The 17,130-nt window shown below is 75.8% G+C and carries 18 protein-coding genes (1 of these 18 running past the window's edge); 17 read left to right on the top strand and 1 reads right to left on the bottom strand.

The annotated features are described in order from the left end of the window. The first annotated feature begins 5 nt into the window (after positions 1-5). The 10 genes from infC (at position 6) to Acit_RS07695 (ending at position 10,005) form a co-directional block, all read left to right on the top strand. The gene (gene infC, locus Acit_RS07740) at positions 6-641 is read left to right on the top strand and encodes a translation initiation factor IF-3 (protein WP_248107839.1); all 636 of its coding nucleotides are present in this window, start codon (positions 6-8) and stop codon (positions 639-641) included. A 69-nt stretch (positions 642-710) separates the two neighbouring features. Beyond that, a complete protein-coding gene (rpmI, locus tag Acit_RS07735) occupies positions 711-905 on the top strand; it encodes a 50S ribosomal protein L35 (protein WP_248107708.1) in 195 nt (64 codons plus the stop codon). Positions 906-1,026: 121 nt separating this feature from the next. After that, on the top strand, positions 1,027-1,416 hold the full coding sequence (gene rplT, locus Acit_RS07730) for a 50S ribosomal protein L20 (RefSeq protein WP_248107705.1): 390 nt from the start codon (positions 1,027-1,029) through the stop codon (positions 1,414-1,416). Then, entirely contained in the window at positions 1,413-2,255 is an 843-nt protein-coding gene (locus Acit_RS07725) for a TrmH family RNA methyltransferase (protein WP_376746035.1), read from the top strand. The genes rplT and Acit_RS07725 overlap by 4 nt, the downstream gene beginning before the upstream one ends. After that, positions 2,249-3,388, top strand: a complete 1,140-nt coding sequence (gene pheS / locus Acit_RS07720; protein WP_248107700.1) for a phenylalanine--tRNA ligase subunit alpha — start codon at positions 2,249-2,251, stop codon at positions 3,386-3,388. The genes Acit_RS07725 and pheS overlap by 7 nt, the downstream gene beginning before the upstream one ends. Before the next feature lie 20 nt (positions 3,389-3,408). After that, a complete protein-coding gene (pheT, locus tag Acit_RS07715) occupies positions 3,409-5,907 on the top strand; it encodes a phenylalanine--tRNA ligase subunit beta (protein WP_248107697.1) in 2,499 nt (832 codons plus the stop codon). Positions 5,908-5,916: 9 nt separating this feature from the next. After that, on the top strand, positions 5,917-7,314 hold the full coding sequence (locus tag Acit_RS07710) for an amidase (RefSeq protein WP_248107687.1): 1,398 nt from the start codon (positions 5,917-5,919) through the stop codon (positions 7,312-7,314). Positions 7,315-7,324: 10 nt separating this feature from the next. Continuing rightward, positions 7,325-8,068, top strand: a complete 744-nt coding sequence (locus Acit_RS07705; RefSeq protein ID WP_248107684.1) for an NUDIX hydrolase — start codon at positions 7,325-7,327, stop codon at positions 8,066-8,068. 102 nt (positions 8,069-8,170) lie between these two features. Next, positions 8,171-9,418: an acyl-CoA dehydrogenase family protein gene (locus Acit_RS07700; RefSeq protein WP_248107681.1), complete on the top strand. Its 1,248-nt coding sequence runs from the start codon at positions 8,171-8,173 to the stop codon at positions 9,416-9,418. 35 nt (positions 9,419-9,453) lie between these two features. Beyond that, positions 9,454-10,005, top strand: a complete 552-nt coding sequence (locus Acit_RS07695) for an LOG family protein (protein WP_248107678.1) — start codon at positions 9,454-9,456, stop codon at positions 10,003-10,005. 20 nt (positions 10,006-10,025) lie between these two features. Here Acit_RS07695 and Acit_RS07690 read toward each other — a convergent pair whose 3' ends face one another. Further along, positions 10,026-10,433 carry a hypothetical protein gene (locus Acit_RS07690; RefSeq protein ID WP_248107676.1) on the bottom strand — a complete coding sequence of 136 codons (408 nt, stop codon included), beginning with the start codon at positions 10,431-10,433 and terminating at the stop codon, positions 10,026-10,028. An 87-nt stretch (positions 10,434-10,520) separates the two neighbouring features. On the opposite strand from Acit_RS07690, the gene argC reads away from it, so the two are divergent. The 7 genes in view from argC to argH are tightly spaced (at most 50 nt apart) and all read left to right on the top strand, a layout consistent with a single transcriptional unit that may run on beyond the window. Continuing rightward, positions 10,521-11,540, top strand: a complete 1,020-nt coding sequence (gene argC / locus Acit_RS07685; RefSeq protein ID WP_248107674.1) for an N-acetyl-gamma-glutamyl-phosphate reductase — start codon at positions 10,521-10,523, stop codon at positions 11,538-11,540. After that, positions 11,537-12,721 carry a bifunctional glutamate N-acetyltransferase/amino-acid acetyltransferase ArgJ gene (gene argJ, locus Acit_RS07680; RefSeq protein WP_248107671.1) on the top strand — a complete coding sequence of 395 codons (1,185 nt, stop codon included), beginning with the start codon at positions 11,537-11,539 and terminating at the stop codon, positions 12,719-12,721. Before argC ends, argJ begins: the two co-directional genes overlap by 4 nt. A gap of 50 nt (positions 12,722-12,771) precedes the next feature. Continuing rightward, positions 12,772-13,695 carry an acetylglutamate kinase gene (gene argB, locus Acit_RS07675; RefSeq protein WP_282436565.1) on the top strand — a complete coding sequence of 308 codons (924 nt, stop codon included), beginning with the start codon at positions 12,772-12,774 and terminating at the stop codon, positions 13,693-13,695. Then, a complete protein-coding gene (locus Acit_RS07670; RefSeq protein WP_248107666.1) occupies positions 13,692-14,870 on the top strand; it encodes an acetylornithine transaminase in 1,179 nt (392 codons plus the stop codon). The genes argB and Acit_RS07670 overlap by 4 nt, the downstream gene beginning before the upstream one ends. Then, complete coding sequence (gene argF / locus Acit_RS07665; RefSeq protein WP_248107664.1) at positions 14,867-15,844, top strand: ornithine carbamoyltransferase; 978 nt, start codon at positions 14,867-14,869, stop codon at positions 15,842-15,844. The genes Acit_RS07670 and argF overlap by 4 nt, the downstream gene beginning before the upstream one ends. Then, the gene (argR, locus tag Acit_RS07660) at positions 15,841-16,359 is read left to right on the top strand and encodes an arginine repressor (RefSeq protein WP_248107662.1); all 519 of its coding nucleotides are present in this window, start codon (positions 15,841-15,843) and stop codon (positions 16,357-16,359) included. Before argF ends, argR begins: the two co-directional genes overlap by 4 nt. Next, positions 16,356-17,130: the 5' portion of an argininosuccinate lyase gene (gene argH / locus Acit_RS07655; RefSeq protein ID WP_248107660.1), read on the top strand. Its footprint extends 671 nt past the window's final position; the window shows 775 of its 1,446 coding nt (coding positions 1-775); the start codon lies at positions 16,356-16,358; its stop codon lies off the right edge, out of view. Before argR ends, argH begins: the two co-directional genes overlap by 4 nt.

The raw sequence follows: 17,130 nt of genomic DNA, 5'->3' as shown, positions 1-17,130 counted from the left end.
CTCGGATCAACGAGCGGATCCGGGCTCGGGAGGTCCGGCTGGTCGCCCCGGACGGGCGGCAGCTCGGGATCAAGCCGCTGCCCGAGGCCCTGGCCATTGCCCGGCAGATGGACCTGGACCTGGTCGAGGTCGCTGCCCAGGCCAATCCGCCGGTGTGCCGCATCATGGACTACGGGAAGTTCAAGTTCGATGCGGCCCAGCGGGCCCGGGAGTCGCGGCGCAAGGCGGTCACGACCGGGATCAAGGAGATGAAGTACCGGCCGAAGATCGGGCCGGGCGACTTCGAGACCAAGACCCGCCAGGTGCAGCGCTTCTTGAGCGAGGGCCACAAGGTGAAGGTGACGATCATGTTCCGGGGCCGGGAGGTCTTCCACCCGGAGCTGGGCAAGCGGATCCTGGACCGGGTGGCCGAGCAGGTGGACGGGTTGGCCCGGGTCGAGACCGAGGCCCGGTTGGACGGGCGGAACATGGTGATGGTGCTGGCGCCGGACAAGCGGGCCCGGCAGGCCGCGGCGGCGAAGGCGGCCCGGGACGGCGGCGAGGGTGCCGGCGAGTCCGCAGGGGCCGGCCCGGAGCCGGCGGCCGGCGGCGGCCCGGGTGCGGCGGACGGGAACGGGACGGGCTCGCCGACGGCGGGCTGAGCCGGAGCGGGAGCGCCGGCTGGAACGGGCCGGGGCGCGAGCGCCGGCCGGGAGCAGGGAGAGACGGGCATGCCGAAGATGAAGACCGACCGCGGGGCAGCGAAGCGGTTCAAGGTGACGGGGACGGGCCGGCTGCGGCGCCGGCAGGCCATGCGGTCGCACCTGCTCGAGAAGAAGCCGACGCGCCGGACGCGGCGGTTGGCCGGCGAGGTGGAGGTGGCGCCGGCGGACCTGCGAGCGGTCCGGCGGATGCTGGGACGGTGACCGGGCCCGCCGGTCCCGCCGGGGGGATCCCGGGGGGACGGGCGGGGCACGCGAGGATGGGGCGGCGCCGTGGGTGTCGTCGTGGGCGCCGCAGGGTCGGCGTGGGAGAAAGGAGCTGGCGATGGCCAGGGTGAAGCGGTCGCTGCACGGCCGGAAGCACCATCGGGCGATCCTGGAGCAGGCCCAGGGGTACTACGGCAACCGGAGCCGGACGTTCAAGGCGGCGAACGAGGCGGTGATGCACGCCTTGCAGTACGCCTACCGGGACCGGCGGGCCCGCAAGGGCGACTTCCGGCGGCTGTGGATCCAGCGGATCAACGCGGCGGCCCGGGCGCACGGGCTGAGCTACAGCCGCTTCGTGGCCGGGCTGAAGCTGGCCGGGGTGGCGGTCGACCGGAAGGTCTTGGCCGACCTGGCGGTCCACGACGAGCAGGCCTTCGGGCGGCTGGCCGCGGTGGCGTCGTCGGCGTTGGCGGCCGAGGCGCCCCGCGAGGGCGAGGGGGTCGGCTGAGCCCAGGGCTGGGGCTGCGCCACCAGCGGGTCCAGCGGCTCCGGCGGCTGCTGGCCCGGCGGAGCGTGCGACGAGCCGAGGGGGTCTTCGTGGTCGAAGGCCCGAGCGTGCTGGCCGCGGCGCTGGCGGCGGGCGCCGAGGTCGAGGGCGTATACCTGGCGCCGGGGGCACCGGAGCGGGTGCAGGTGCTGGCCGAGCAGGCGGCGGCCGGCGGGGCGCGGGTCTTCGAGCTGGCGCCGGGGGTCCTGGAGCGGGTGGCGGACACGGTGACCCCCCAGCCGGTGCTGGCGGTGGTGCGCCAGCCGCGGCCGTCGTGGGCGTCGCTCGGGCGGGCCAGCCTGGCGGTGGTCCTGGCGGGGGCCCGGGACCCGGGGAACGCCGGGACGGTGGTGCGGAACGCGGCGGCAGCCGGGGCCGACCTGGTGGTGTTCGGGGAGGAGAGCGTGGACCCCTTCAACCCGAAGACCGTGCGGGCCTCGGCAGGAGCGGTGCTGGTCGTGCCGGTGCTCTGCGGACCAGCCCTCGAGGCGCTGGCCGGGCTGCGGGCCGGGGGTACTCGGGTCCTGGCCGCGGTGGCGCGGGGTGGCCAGCCGCACACCGAGGTGGACCTGGCCCGTCCGGTGGCCCTGGTGCTGGGGAACGAGGCGGCCGGGCTGGACCCGGCCGTGGCCGGGGCGTGCGACGAGCAGGTGAGCGTGCCCATGCCAGGGGCGGTGGAGTCGCTGAACCTGGCGTCGGCCGCCGCGGTGCTCCTGTTCGAGGCGGTGCGCCAACGATCTAACCTGCCCGACGTGCCGAGGGCAGGCGAGGGGTCGAAGGGGCCGGGCGGCCGATGGTAGGGGAGGCGGGCGGCGACGCCGAGGGCCAGGAGGGCCCCTTGGCGGATCCGGCGGTCGACCCGGCGGGCTGGACGGCCGGGGCGCTGGCGAGGATCGACAGCGCAACGAGCCTGGCCGCCCTGGAAGGGCTGGCGCAGGCGCTGACGGGCAAGGCCTCGGCCCTGGCCCAGGCGCATCGGCGGCTGGGCAGCTTGGACGCGGCCGAGCGGCGGGCGGTCGGTCAGGCGCTGCACGAGGCCCGGACGAGGGTCGAGGCGGCCCTGGCCGAGCGGCGGGCCCAGGTGGCGGCGGCGGAGCGTGAGGCCCAGGTGGCAGCCGAGCGGCTGGACCTGAGCGAGGTCCTGGCCGCCGTGGGCGCCGCGGCCCTGGGGGCGCGGTCGCCCGCGATGCTCGGGGTGGCGGGACGGGGCCATCGGCACCTGGTGGAGCGGACCCGGGAAGAACTCGAGGAGGTCTTCGTGGGCCTGGGCTTCGAGGTGGCCGAGGGGCCGGAGGTGGAGACCGACTGGTTCAACTTCGAGGCGCTCCACATGCCCCCCGGCCACCCTGCCCGGGGCATGTTCGACACGTTCTACCTGGAGGTGGCCGGGGCGCCCCCGGGGGCGGTGCTGCTGCGCACCCACACCTCCCCGGTGCAGGTCCGGCTGCTGCGTTCCCGGCCGCTGCCCCTGGCGGTGGTGATCCCTGGGCGCTGCTACCGGCGGGACACCCCCGACGCCCGGCACCTGCCGACCTTCCACCAGGTCGAGGGCCTGGTGGTCGGGCAGGGGGTGACCTTCGGGGACCTGGCGGGGACGATCGAGGCCTTCACCCAGGCCTACTTCGGGCCGCGGATCGCGGCCCGCCTTCGACCGGCGTTCTTCCCGTTCACCGAGCCTTCGGCGGAGTTCGAGATCACCTGCACGATCTGCGAGGGGGCCGGCTGCCGGACCTGTTCGCAGACCGGCTGGGTCGAGCTGGGGGGCTGCGGGATGGTGGACCCCGCGGTGCTGGAGGCCGCCGGGGTGGACCCCGAGGCGGCCCAGGGCTTCGCCTTCGGCTTCGGCATCGACCGCCTGGCCCAGATGCGGCACGGGATCGCCGACATGCGAGTCCTGCTCGACAACGACCTGCGGCTGCTGCGGCAGCCCTGAGGGGACCAGGAGGACGGCCCGTGCGGGTGCCCTTGTCGTGGCTGGCCGACTTCGTCGCCCTGCCGGAGGACTGGCGGGAGGTGGCCCGGACCCTGGACGACCTGGGCCTGGTGGTCGAGGGGGTCGAGGAGACCGGGGTGGGCCTGGAGCAGGTGGTGGTGGCCGAGGTGCTGGCCATCGACGCCATCCCGGGGGCGGACCGGATCCGGCGGGTCGAGGTGGACGCCGGGTCGGGCCGGGTGCAGGTGGTCTGCGGGGCGTGGAACTTCGCCGAGGGCGACCTGGTGGCCCTGGCTCCCCCCGGCACAGTGCTGCCCGGGGGGGTGCGGATCGAGCGGCGGCGGCTGCGGGGGGTGGAGTCGGCCGGCATGCTCTGCTCGGCCCGGGAGCTCGGGCTCGGGGAGGACCAGAGCGGCCTGCTGATCCTGGGCGGTCGGAACGGCCGGGGTTCGCTCGGGGGGACCGGGGACCTGCAGCCGGGCCAGCCCCTGGCCGAGGCCCTGGGGGAAGGGCCGGACGTGGTGCTGGACGTGGCGGTCGAGACGAACCGGCCGGACGCCTTGAGCATCGTGGGCATCGCCCGGGACCTGGCGGCCCGCTGGGGCCAGCCGCTCCGGCTGCCCGAGGTGTCGGCTGCGACCCTCGGCCCGGTCCCGACCGGGGAGCTGTGCAGCGTGGTGGTGGAGGACCCGGACCTCTGTCCCCGGTTCACCGCCTGGGTGCTGACCGAGGTGACCGTCCGGCCCTCCCCGGCCCTGGTGGCCCGGCGGCTGCGCCTGGCCGGCATGCGGGCGATCGACAACGTCGTGGACGCCTCGAACTACGTCATGCTGGAGCTGGGCCAGCCGACCCACCCCTACGACCTTGACGCCCTGGCTGGGCCGGGCCTGCGGGTGCGGGCCGGGCGGCCCGGGGAGGAGGTGGTGACCCTCGACGGCCAGGTCCGGCGGCTCGGGGCCCGGCAGGTGGCGCCGGCGGACGACCGGCGGGACTGCGTGATCTGCGACGCCGAGGACCGGCCCGTCGGGGTGGCCGGGGTGATGGGCGGGGCCAGCAGCCAGATCGGGCCGGGGACCCGCCGGGTGCTCCTGGAGGCCGCCTACTTCGACCCGATGGCCGTGGCCCGGACCTCGGCCCGGCTGGCCCTGCGGAGCGAGGCGTCAGTGCGCTTCGAGCGGGGCTGTGACCCCGCGGGGATCGAGCGGGCGGTCGGCCGGCTGGTGACGGTGCTCGGCTGGTCGGTGCCCGAGCTGCGGGTGGCGCCCGACCCCCTGGACGTGGTCGGGAACCCTCCGGGGCCCCGGCCGGTGCGGCTGCGGCTGGGCCGGTTGAACGGGGTGCTGGGCACGAGCTTCGAGGCGACCGAGGTCCGGGCCCTCCTGGACCCCTTGGGGTTTGCGAGCGAGCCGGGAGCGAGCGGCGAGGAGCTGGTGGTGACGGTGCCGTCGTTCCGGCCCGACGCCTCCCGGGAGATCGACGTGGTGGAGGAGGTGGCCCGCCTCTACGGCTACCGCCGGTTGCCCCGGCGGCGGTTCCGGCCGGACCAGGTCGGGCGGCTCGGGGCGACCCAGCGGCTGCGGCGGGTCCTCCGGGAGGCCCTCTGCGGACTGGGCTGCGAGGAGGCCTGGACGCCGTCGCTGCTGCGGCCCGGCGACGACGAGCTCGCCGGGCTCGGCCCCGGCGGGGTGGTGGTGGCGAACCCGCTCACGCCCGAGGAGTCGGTCCTCCGGCGGAGCCTGCGCCCGGGCCTGTTGCGGGCACTGGCGTTCAACCGGGGCCGGCAGCTGGAGGGCCTGCGGCTCTTCGAGCTGGGACGGGTGTTCCCCGAGCCGGACCCGGCCCGAGTGGCCGAGGTCCTCGAGGGGCGGGACCCGGAGCGTTCGGTGCTCGAGGAGCGGGAGGTCCTGGCCGTGGCCCTGGCCGACCCCGGCGACGACGCCCGGGCCGCCGCGCTGTGCTGGACGGTGCTGGCCGAGGCGACCCGGGTCGTCGGGGTGACCCTGGCGCAGGCCGGGTTCGGCCCGGCGGCGGTCGTGCCGGGCCTGCACCCGACCCGGAGCGCCTGGCTGACGGGCGCCGACGGCGCCGTGCTGGGGGCGCTCGGCGAGGTGGATCCGGCGGTCCTGGCGGCCTTCGGGGTGGGCGGACAGCGGGTCGGGTGGCTGGAGCTCGACCTGGGGGTGCTGCGGGCCCAGCCCCACCGGGCCGACCAGCTGGTCCCCGCCAGCCGTTTCCCGGCCAGCGACGTGGACCTGGCCTTCGTGGTCGGCCCCGAGCTGGCCGCCGAGCGGCTTCGCCAGGCGCTCCAGCAGGCTGCCGAGGAGGCCGCGGGGGAGAGCCTGGAGGCGGTGGCCCTCTTCGACGTCTACCAGGGCCCGCCGCTGGGGGAGGACGAGCGGAGCCTGGCGTTCCGGCTGCGGTTCCGCTCCCCGGAGCGGACCCTGCGGGACGAGGAGGTGGCGGCCTGGCGGGTGGCGTGCATCGAGGTGGCCGAGCGGCTGGGGGCCCGCTTGCGCTAGGCATGGGGCATGGAGCCGTTCTGGAGCCTGGCCCCCTTGGCGGCGTCGCTGCGCCGCAAGGAGCTGCAGCCGAGCGAGGTGCTGGAGGAGACCCTGGCCCGGATGGACCGCCTGAACCCGGCCCTCGGGGCGGTGGTCTGGCGGGACGACGACGCAGCCCGGGCGGCCGCCCGGGCGGTCGAGGAGCGGCTCCGGGCCGGCGAGGACCCGGGGCCGTTGGCCGGGGTGCCGCTGCTGGTGAAGGACCTGACGAAGGCGGCGGGACAGCCGGCCACCTACGGCTCGGCCGGCGCGCCCGAGGGCCCCGCGGAGGAGGACGAGCTGGTGGTGGCGGCCTTCCGGCGGGCCGGCGCGGTGCTCTGCGGCCGGACGAACACCCCGGAGCTCGGCCCGCTGCCGGTGACCGAGAACCGGCGCTACGGCGTGACCCGGAACCCCTGGGACCCGAGCCGGACCCCGGGCGGGTCGAGCGGGGGCTCGGCGGCGGCGGTGGCCGCCGGCATGGTGGCCGTGGCCCACGCGAACGACGGCGGGGGCTCGATCCGGATCCCGGCCAGCTGCTGCGGGCTGGTGGGCCTGAAGCCCAGCCGCTCGCGGGTGCCGAGCGTGACCCCGGGGTGGCTGGGCTGTTCGGTCGAGGGGGCGCTGGTCCACACGGTCGAGGACGCCGCGCTGGTCCTCGACGTCATCTCGGCCCCCGACCCCACGGTCTGGGAGTGGGCTCCGCCGCCCCCGCGGCCCTTCGTCGAGGAGCCCGGCCAGGACCCGGGCTCGTTGCGGGTCGGGCTCGTGACCAGCTCGGCGCTCGGGCTGCCCCTCGCCCCGGCGTGCCGGGAGGCGGCCGAACGGGCCGCCCGGGCTCTCGAGGAGCTGGGGCACCGGGTCGAGGAGGTGGCCGATCCCCTGGACCTGTCCCTGGTGGAGCCGTTCCTGCAGGTGGTGAACGCCGCCTACGGAGACTACGAGGACCTGGACTGGAGCCGGGTCGAGCCCCACAACCAGCGGGGCCTGGCGGCGGGGCGGGCGGTGGACAGCGTGACCCTGGTCAGCTCGCTGCGGCAGCTCCGGCGGGGCACCCGGGGGATGGTGCGGCGGTTCCTCGAGCAGGTGGACCTGCTGGTCACCCCGACCATGACCATCGAGCCCCCTGAGGCGGGGGCCGTGCTGGCCGAGGCGGAGGCGAGCGAGGGCCCGGCCCCGACGGTGCTGGCCATGGTGGCCTTCACGGTGCCCTGGAACCTGACCGGCCAGCCGGCGATGAGCCTGCCCCTCCATCAGGCCCCCTCGGGGCTGCCCGTCGGGGTTCAGCTGGTCGGCCCGCCCTTCGGGGAGGCCCGGCTGCTGCAGGTGGCCGCCCAGCTCGAGGGGGCCCTGCCCTGGGGGGACCGGCATCCCCGGGTGCCGTGAGGACCTGGCGGTGAGCCCCGCGGGGCGGTCCCTCGGCGTCCCGGCGGTGCTCCGGCCGGCGGCCACCGTGGTGGTCCTGCGGGACCGGGCCGACGACGAGGCCGAGGGGATCGAGGTGCTGCTGGTCCGGCGGGGCGAGGCGGGAGCCTTCGGGGGCCTCTGGGCGTTCCCCGGCGGCCAGGTCGAGCCGACCGACGCCGACCCCGGGGCCCCGGGCGACGAGCTGGCCGCTGCCCGGCGGGCGGCGGTGCGGGAGGTGGCCGAGGAGACCGGGCTGGTCCTCGGCGCTGCCGACCTCGTGCCCTTGGCGCGCTGGACCCCGCCACCCGAAGCCCCTCGGCGCTTCCAGACCTGGTTCTTCGTGGCCGAGCTCGCCCCGGACGCGGTCGGCCGGGCTCCCCAGCAGGTGGCGGTCGACGGCCAGGAGCTCGTGGCGCACCGTTGGCTGGCCCCCCGCGAGGCCCTGGCCGCCCACGACCGGGGCGAACTGGCCCTGGCCCCGCCGACCTGGCTGACCCTCTGGCAGGTCGGCGGCGGCGACGGCCCGCCCCCGGCGAGTGCCCGCCGTGCCCTCGAGACCTTCGCGGGCCGAGCGCCGGGCAGCTTCACCACCCGGATCCTCCAGGTGGGGGAGACCCGCCTGGCCCTCTGGGAGGGCGACGCCGCCTACCGGGGCGGGTCCTTGGACCAGCCCGGTCCCCGGCAGCGGCTCTGGATGGTGCCGGGGGCCTGGCGTCTGGAGTGGGCCCCCTGACGAGGACCGCCGCCGTCCCCGACGCCGGGCGGCTGCCGGCTCGATCTGGCAGACTCCTGCATGGACTGACTGATCAGTCGAGATCGGGGTCGAGGAGGGGCGATGGAAGGCTGGTCGGAGGAGCACCTGGCGCTGCGCAAGGCGGTCCGGGCCTTCGTGGAGGCGGAGGTCGAGCCGCTGGTGGACGAGCTCGAGCACGGGGACCTGCCGCCCTACGGGGTCATCCGGAAGCTCGTCCGGACCTTCGGCCTGGACGAGCTGGCCCGCCAGCGGGTCGACCGGCTGGTGGCGCGCCGGCGGGCGGCCGAGGCCGGCGCGGCGGCGGGGCAGGGGGCCGAGGAGGGGGCCGGGCAGCCCGCAGCCGGCGGCCTGGCCTTTGCCCTGGTGCCGGTGATCGAGCTCTCCCGGGTCTGTCCGGGGATCGTGACCGCCATGGGGGTGAGCCTGGGCCTGGCCGCCGGGACCATCCTGCGGTCGGGCACGGCCGAGCAGGTCGAGCGCTGGGGCCGGGACCTGGCCACCTTCGAGAAGGTCGGGGCCTGGGCCATCACCGAGCCGGACTCGGGCTCCGACGCCCTGGGCGGCATGCGGACCACGGCCCGGCCCGACGGGGACGGCTTCGTGCTGAACGGCTCGAAGACCTTCATCACGAACGGCCCCCACGCCGACACCATCGTGCTCTACGCCAAGCTGGACGACGGCAGCGGCGTCCCGCCCCGGCAGCGGCCGGTGCTGACCTTCGTCCTGGACCGGGGCATGGCCGGCTTGGCGCAGTCGCCGCCGCTGCGGAAGATGGGCCTGCACTCCTCGCCGACCGGTGAGCTGTTCCTGAGCGACGTCCGGGTCGGCATGGACCGGCTCCTCGGCGGTCCGGCGGCCCTGGCGGCGCCGGCCGGGCGGGAGAGTGCGAAGGAGAACTTCACGGCCGAGCGGGCCGGGGTGGCGGCCATGGCCCTCGGGGTCATCGAGCGCTGCCTGGAGCGCAGCGTGGCCTTCGCCAAGGAGCGGACCCTCTGGGAGCGGCCCATCGGCCAGCTGCAGCTGGTCCAGCTGAAGCTGGCGATGATGGAGGTGGCCCGGCTGAACGTCGAGAACCTGGTCCTGCGGGCCCTGGCGGCCGACGCGGCCGGCCGGCCGCTCAGTTTGGCCGAGGCCTCGGCCATGAAGCTCTACGCCGCCCGGGCCGCCGTCGAGGTGAGCCTGGAGGCCGTGCAGCTCATGGGCGGCTCGGGCTACCTGGCCAGTTCCCGGGTCGAGCAGCTGGCCCGGGACGCCAAGGTGTTCCAGATCTACGCCGGGACCGACGAGGTCCAGGTGACCCACGTGGCCCGGGCCCTGCTCGAGGGCTGAGCCGGTCCCGGGGGGCCCTCGGGCAGACTGGGCGGGTGCCGAGCGTCACCGTGTTCTGCGGCTCGAGCGCCGGTCGGCGGCCGGCGTACCGGGAGGCGGCCCGGACCGTCGGGCGCGCCCTGGCCCGCCGGGGGTGCCGGCTGGTCTACGGGGGTGCCCGAGTGGGGCTCATGGGTGCCCTGGCCGACGCGGCCCTGGAGGCGGGGGGCGAGGTGCTGGGGGTGATCCCGGAGCACCTCCTGGCGAAGGAGCTCGGTCATCCCGGTGTGGGCGAGCTCGAGGTGGTGGCCGACATGCACCAGCGCAAGGCCCGCATGGCTGCCCTGGCCGACGCCTTCGTGGCCCTGCCCGGGGGGATCGGCACCCTGGAGGAGCTCTTCGAGGTCCTCACCTGGGCGCAGCTCGGGCTCCACGGCAAGCCGGTGGGACTGTTGGACGTCGGAGGGTTCTACGACGGTCTGCGGGGGTTCCTCCAGACGGTCGTCGCCGAAGGCTTCCTCCGGCCGGCCGCCGTGGCCGACCTGGTCGTGCGCTGCGATCCGGAGGAGCTCCTGGACGAGCTGCTCGGCGAGGGTGCGGCGGGCTGAGGGCAACCGGGCCCGGGGCCTCACGCCTCCTCGTCGCAGCGCCGGAGCCGGGGGCCGAAGTCGGGTCGGAGACCTCGGCGCAGCTGCGGGGAGAGGCCGTCGAGGAACGACCAGCTGACCGCGTCGGCGAGGTCCGGGTCTCGCTCGAGGGCGGCCTCGAGGCATCCGAGGGCGGCGTGGGCGACGACCGAGGGCGGGCGGGTCCCTTCTGTCCCTTCTGCCGGGTCTGGGCCGGCGGCCGTCTGCGGGGATCCCAGGAGGGCGTCGAGGAGCTCGGCCAGCAGCTCGAGGAGGGTCGCCTCGTCGGGCTCCTCGTCGGTGCTGGCCACCTGCTCGAGGTAGGCGGGGGCGAGCTCGGGGACGGCCAGGAGGAGATCGACCGCCAGCGGGGTGCCGAGCGGAGCCGCCGGAGGCAGGGGATCGGGCATGACCGAAGCATAACAGAACACACTGAAAATGCAACACGTGGCGAGGCTGATTGCATGCTCATGCGTTGAATGTGATAGATATGCGACATGAACGTCGGGATCGTCGGGGGATCGGGCTTCACCGGCATGGAGCTGTTGCGGCTGGCGACCCTCCAGCCGGCCTGGTCGGTCCGGGTGGTGACGGCCCAGCAGCACGCCGGCCAGGCGGTGGCCGACCGGGTGCCGTCGCTGGCCGCCGCCTACCCGACCCTGCGGTTCGAGGCCCTCGACCCCGGGGGGCTCGACGGCTTGGACCTCGTCTTCTTCTGCCTGCCCCACGGGCAGTCCCAGGAGGTCGTCCCGTCCCTGGTGGGACGGGTGGGCCTGGTGGTGGACCTGGCCGCCGACTTCCGCCTGAAGGACCCGGCCGTCTACGAGGCCTGGTACGGCGGCCCGCACCGGGCCCCGGAGCTGCTCGGCCGGTTCGTCTACGGCTTGCCGGAGCTGCACCGGGCCGAGCTGGCCGGGGCCACGCTGGTGGCTGCGCCGGGTTGCTACCCGACGGCGGCGGCGCTGGCCCTGCGTCCCTTCGTGGACGCCGGGGTGGTGGTGCCCGAGGACTGCCTGGTGGACGCGGCCAGCGGGGTCTCGGGCGCGGGGAGCGGCGGCGGGGAGGCCACCCAGTTCGCCACCGTCGACGGGACGTTCAGCGCCTATGGCCTGCCCCGGCACCGGCACACCCCCGAGATCGAGCAGGAGAGCGGGGCCCGGGTCCTCTTCGTCCCCCACCTGGCCCCCATGACCCGGGGCATCCTGGCGACCTGCTACGCCCGCCTGGGGCCCGAACGGACCCTCGACACCGCCGGCGCCCTGGCCCTCCTGGCGGAGCGCTACCGGGGTGAGCCCTTCGTGGTGGTGGACGAACGGCTGCCGACCACGAAGGCCACCCTCGGCTCGAACGCCGTGCACCTCTCGGCCCGAGTGGACGAGCGAACCGGCTGGCTGGTGGTGCTGGCGGCCATCGACAACCTCGTGCGGGGGGCGTCGGGCCAAGCGGTCCAGGCGGCGAACGTGGCCCTTGGAGCGCCGGAGACGACCGGCTTGAGCGGCGTGGGGGTGTACCCGTGAGCGTGACCCGACCGGCCGGTTTCGTCGCCAGCGGCGGGGCCGGGGGCATCAAGCCCGAGGGGAAGCTGGACCTGGCCCTGGTGGCGACGGCCGACGGCGCGGCGGTGCCGGCTGCCGGGGTCTTCACCACGAACAAGGCTGCGGCGGCGCCCGTCCAGGTGTCCCGCCGGCACCTGGCCGCTAGCGGCCAGCGGGCGGCGGCGGTCCTCCTGACGAGCGGGAACGCCAACGCCGCGACCGGCCCGGCGGGGGTGGCGGCGTGCGAGGCGCTCTGCGGGGAGGTGGCCCGGCTGCTCCGGCCCGATGAGGGAATCGCGGCCGAGGCGGTCCTGATCTGTCAGACCGGTCTCATCGGGTTCCCGTTCCCCCTGGAGGTCGTCCGTCCTCGTCTGCCAGCCCTGGTCGCCGGACGGGGCCCCGGGCGGGAGCAGGCCGAGCTGGCAGCCCGGGCGATCATGACGACCGACACGGTCCCGAAGGAGGTGGCGGTCGAGGGCGAGGGGTGGACGGTCGGCGGCATGGCCAAGGGCGCGGCCATGCTCTCGCCGCGGATGGCCACGATGCTGGCGGTGCTGACCACCGACGCGGTGGTCGAGCCGGCGGTGCTCCAGGCGGCGCTCCGACAGGCCATCGAGCCGACCTTCAATCGCCTGAGCGTCGACGGGGCCACCTCGACGAACGACACCGTGCTGGTCCTGGCCAGCGGGGCCAGTGGCCGGCGACCCTCGGCCGACGCCCTCGCCGCGGCCCTCACCGACGCCTGCGGCCGGCTGGCCCGGCAGATGGCCCAGGACGCCGAGGGGGGCACGAAGGTGGCGGTGGTGCGGGTCGAGGGCGCCCTCGACGACGAGGAGGCCCACCGGGCCGCCCGGAAGGTGGCCGAGTCCCAGCTCGTCCAGTGCTCCTTGAACGGCGCCGACCCCTACTGGGGCCGGGTGGTGAGCGAGCTCGGGGCGGCCCAGGTGGCCTTCGAGCTGGACCGGGTGCGCGTGGCCTATGGCGGCGTCGAGGTCTGCCGGGCGGGGGTGGCGGTGCCCCACGACACCGAGGCGGTGGCCGCCCACCTGGCCGGCCGGGAGGTGGAGATCACCTGCGATCTCGGCTTGGGAACCGGCCGGGCGGCGGTGCTGACCACGGATCTGAGCGAGGGCTACCTGGCCGAGAACCGGAGGACCTCGTGAGCGCCCCCGGGGTCGACCAGGTCACGCCCGATCCCCGCCGGCCCGGGTCCCTGCCGCGGGGCGCGGCGGTGCCAGGCGCCGCCGAGAAGGCGGCGGTGCTGGTGGAGGCCCTGCCCTACATCCGTCGGTTCTGGGGGGCGGTGGTCGTGGTGAAGTACGGGGGCAACGCCCTCGGGGCCGAGGGCACCGGCGGGGAGGCGGCCGCCCGGGCCTCGTTCGCCGAGGACGTGGTCCTCATGCGCTCGGTCGGCATGCTGCCGGTGGTGGTCCACGGGGGCGGCCCCCAGATCGGCGAGCTCATGGCCCGGTTGGGCAAGGAGCCCGAGTTCCGGGACGGCCTGCGGGTCACCGACGCCGAGACCCTCGAGATCGCCCGGATGGTCCTGGTCGGCAAGGTGAACCGGGACCTGGTCTCGGCCATCAACGTCCACGGGCCCCTGGCGGTGGGCCTCTCGGGCGAGGACGCCAACCTCATCCAGGCCGCGGCCCGGGACGAGTCCCTGGGCTACGTGGGCGACGTGGCGGCGGTCGATCCCACGATCCTGCAACGGCTCCTGGCCCAGGGCCTGATCCCGGTGGTGGCCACCATCGGGGCCGACCCGGCCGGGCAGGCCTACAACATCAATGCCGACACCGTGGCAGGGGCCCTGGCCGAGGCCCTCGAGGCGACCAAGCTCGTCTACCTCACGGACGTCGCCGGTCTGCGGGCCGACCCGGAGGACCCCGGCAGCGTCCTGGCCCAGTGCCGGCCCGAGGACCTGGACCGGCTCGTGGCTGAGGGCGCGGCCCGGGGCGGCATGGTGCCGAAGGTGCGGGCCTGCGCCCACGCCGTGCGCCACGGGGTGCGCCAGGCCCACATCCTCGACGGGCGGGTGCCCCACGCATTGCTGCTGGAGGTCTTCACCGACGCCGGGGTCGGCACCATGGTGACCGCCGAGCCCGGCGTCGGTGCGTCCGGGGAGGAGACACGATGACCGACCGGCCGAGCCGGCTCATGCCGACCTACGCCCCGGCGCCGGTGACCTTCGTCCGGGGTCGAGGTTGCGAGCTCTACGACGACACCGGGCGGCGCTACCTGGACTTCCTGAGCGGCATCGCGGTGGTCTCCCTCGGCCACGCCCACCCGGCGGTGGCCGAGGCCCTGGCCAGCCAGGCCCGGACCCTGCTGCACGTCTCGAACCTCTTCCGGACGACCCTCGGGGAGGAGGTCGCCGGGCTGCTCGACGACCTGGTCGGGGACGGCCAGCCGGCTGGCGGCCTGGTCTTCTTCTGCAACTCCGGGGCCGAGGCGAACGAGGCGGCCATCAAGCTGGCGCGCCGAGCCCGCCCAGGACGGCCGGTGGTGGTGAGCGCCGTCGGCTCCTTCCACGGCCGGACCCTCGGGGCGCTGGCGGCCACGGGGCAACCCGAGAAGCAAGCCCCCTTCGCCCCCCTGCCGGGGGGTTTCCGCCAGGTGCCCTACGACGACCTGCCGAGCCTCGAGGACGCCATGGGCGACGGGCAGGTCGGGGCGGTGCTCCTGGAGGCCATCCAGGGCGAGGCCGGGGTGGTCGAGCCCCGGCCCGGCTACCTCCGGGCCGTGGCCGAGCGCTGCCGGGAGGCCGGGGCCCTGCTCATGGTGGACGAGGTCCAGACCGGCCTGGGTCGCACCGGGCGGTGGTTCGCCTTCCAGCACGAGGGGGTCGAGCCCGACGTCGTGACCGTGGCGAAGGCCCTCGGCAACGGGGCGCCGATCGGCGCGTGCTGGGCCCGGCGGGAGGTGGCCGAGGCGTTCGAGCCGGGTGACCACGGCACGACCTTCGGGGGCCAGCCGCTGGCCGCCGCGGCGGCGCGGGCTACCCTCCAGACCATGGTCGAGCTGGGAGCGCCCGAACGGGCCGAGCGGGCCGGCCGACGGCTGCGGGAGGGCCTGCGCGGACTCCCCGGGGTGGCCGAGGTGCGGGGCAAGGGGCTGCTGCTCGGCGTGGGGCTCGAGGAGCCGCGGGCGAAGGCGGTGACGACCGAGGCGCTTCGGGCCGGCCTGGTGGTGAACGCTCCTCGTCCCGACACCCTGCGGCTGGCCCCGCCCCTCCTGGTGAGCGAGGCCGAGGTCGACGAGGCCCTTGGGATCCTCGGCGGGGTCCTGGAGCGCACGGGGGGAGGATCGTGACCCCGCGCGGGACCCGGCACGTCCTCGACGTCGACGACCTGTCCTGCGAGGAGCTGACCGCCATCTTGGACCTGGCCGAGCGACCCCCGTCCTCCCTTCCCCCCGTCCTGGCCGGCCAGGGCGTCGCCCTCGTCTTCCAGCGCCCCTCGGCCCGGACCCGGAATGCCGCCGAGATGGCGGTCGTGGCCTTGGGGGGCCACCCGGTGACCATCGGGGCCGAGGAGGTCGGGATCGACCGGCGGGAGAGCGCCGAGGACGTGGCCCGCACCCTGGCCTGCTACCACGCCGCGGTCTGCGCCCGGGTGGCCGAGCACCAGACCCTGGCCCGCATGGCCCGGGCCCTCGACGACGCCGAGCGCAACGTCCCGGTGGTGAACCTGCTCTCGGACCTGGCCCACCCGACCCAGGCGTTGGCCGACCTGCTGACCCTTCGCCAGCACCTCGGCGGCCTGGCCGGGGCGACGGTGGCCTACGTGGGGGACGCGAACAACGTCTGGCGGTCCTTGGCCCTGGCCTGCGCCATGAGCGGGGTGCGCCTGCGGACTGCCTCGCCCGAGGGCTACGGGCCTGACCCCGACGACCTGGCCCGGATCGGCCGGGCGGGGGGCGAGGTCGAGGTCGGGAACGACCCGGAGGAAGCGGTCTGCGGGGCCGACGCCATCTACACCGACGTGTGGACCTCCATGGGCCAGGAGGACGAGGCGGAGCTGCGGCGGGCGGCCTTCGCCGGGTTCACCGTCGACGAGCGCCTCCTCGGGGTGGCCCCGGCGGCGGTCGTCCTGCACTGTCTGCCGGCCCACCGCGGCGAGGAGATCAGCGCCGGGGTGCTCGAGGGGCCACGGAGCCTGGTCTGGCGGCAGGCGGAGAACCGCATGCACGCCATGCGGGGCCTGCTGGCCTGGCTCTTCGGGGCGGCCGACGACGCTCGGGGGACGCCGGGGGCCTCGGGGCCGGCCGGTCCCGTCGGGACGTGAGCCTCTCCAAGCAGCAGCGCCAGCACCTGGTGGCCCAGTTGCTGGAGCGGGAGCGGGTGGCCAGCCAGGCCCAGCTGGTCGCCCTGTTGGCGGAGCGGGGGGTGAAGGCCACCCAGGCCACCGTCTCCCGTGACCTCGAGGAGCTCGGGGCGGTGAAGATCCGGGTCGCCGGCGGCGAGACCGCCTACGCCCTGCCCGAGCTGCCGGTCCAGCAGATCGTGCCGCCGGACCACCTCCGGCGGGTCCTCGGGGAGTGGGCCGTGGCCGTGGCTTGGTCCGGACCCCTGGTGGTCGTGCGGACCCCGCCGGGCTCGGCGCACGTCGTGGGCTCGGCCCTGGATCGCAGCGGCCTGGTCGGGGTGGTGGGCACGGTCGCCGGTGACGACACGGTGCTCGTCGTGGTGGAGGAGGCTGTCGGGGCGGCGACCGTGGGTCGGCGCCTGCGGGTGCTGGCCGGTTTGGACCCCGAGGAGGACGCCGAGGACGCGCCGGTCGAGGGAGGAGCAGGGGAATGACCCTCTGGGAAGGCCGGCTGGGCCGGCAGACCGCCGAGGAGGTCATGGCCTACACGGCCAGCCTCGGCTTCGATCGCCGCTTGGCGGTCCACGACCTGATCGGCTCCCGGGCCCACGTCCGGGGCCTGGCCCGAAGCGGGCTGCTCGCCGAGGAGGAGGCCGCGATCCTCCTGGCCGCTCTCGACCGGGTCGAGGCCGAGCTCGCCAGTGGCGACTTCGTCTTCCAACCCGGCGACGAGGACATCCACACCGCCGTCGAGCGACGGGTGACCGAGATCGCCGGGGACGTCGGGGCGAAGCTCCACACCGGCCGCAGCCGCAACGACCAGGTGGCCACCGACCTGCGGCTCTACTGCCGCCAGGCCCTCGGCGAGGTGGCCCAAGCCGTCGTGGCCCTCATGGGGGTCCTGGCGGAGCGGGCAGCCGAGGCCGGCGATGCCTACCTGCCCGGCTACACGCACCTCCAGCGGGCCCAGCCGGTGCTCCTGGCGCACCACCTGCTGGCCCACGCCTGGGCCTTCGACCGGGACCTCGAACGCCTGGTCCAGACGGTGGACCGCTTGAACGTCTCGCCGCTCGGGGCGGGTGCCCTGGCGGGGTCCTCGCTGCCCCTCGACCCTGACGGGGTGGCCGCCGAGCTGGGGTTCGCTGGCCGCTTCGCCAACTCGCTCGACGCCGTGGCCGACCGGGACTTCGTCGCCGAGGCCCTCTTCGACCTCGCCCTGCTCGGCATCCACCTCTCCCGCCTGGGCGAGGAGCTCGTCTTGTGGT

It is taken from the genome of Aciditerrimonas ferrireducens (assembly GCF_023130475.1).
GTDB lineage: Bacteria > Actinomycetota > Acidimicrobiia > Acidimicrobiales > UBA8190 > Aciditerrimonas > Aciditerrimonas ferrireducens.
The sequence above is the reverse complement of the archived record's forward strand: the minus strand, read 5'-3'. Positions and strand labels throughout refer to the sequence as shown.